We start from the raw sequence: 335 nt of genomic DNA, 5'->3' as shown, positions 1-335 counted from the left end.
CGTTGCTAAAAGCTGATCTGGATTAAAAGGTTTAATCAACCAGCCCGTAGCACCGGCAGCACGTCCTTCTTGTTTCTTTTCAGGGCCTGCCTCGGTTGTCAAAACAAGAATGGGAGCAAACTTAAAACTAGGTAACTTTCTTAATTCTCGAGTTAGCGTCAGGCCGTCCATCACTGGCATATTGACGTCTGTAATCACGAGATCAAAAGATTGTCTTTGAGCAATCTCCAGTGCTTGTTTACCATCATCTGCTAGCGTGACTTTATGCCCTGCTCCTTGCAAAGTGAATGTCACCATTTGGCGCATTGAGGCAGAATCATCGACTGCGAGAATAT

The 335-nt window shown here is 45.1% G+C and carries 1 protein-coding gene; it reads right to left on the bottom strand.

Annotated elements, in window-relative coordinates; genetic code table 11:
• Positions 1-333 (bottom strand): response regulator (locus B4K20_RS15800; RefSeq protein WP_289283652.1); only part of this gene is annotated, 333 nt, incomplete at its 3' end.
• Between the last annotated feature and the right edge of the window lie 2 nt (positions 334-335).

This window comes from Methylophaga sp. UBA5088 (assembly GCF_002414625.1).
GTDB classification, from domain to species: domain Bacteria; phylum Pseudomonadota; class Gammaproteobacteria; order Nitrosococcales; family Methylophagaceae; genus Methylophaga; species Methylophaga marina.
Note: the sequence above shows the minus strand (reverse complement) of the source record. Positions and strands in the feature narration are given on the sequence as shown.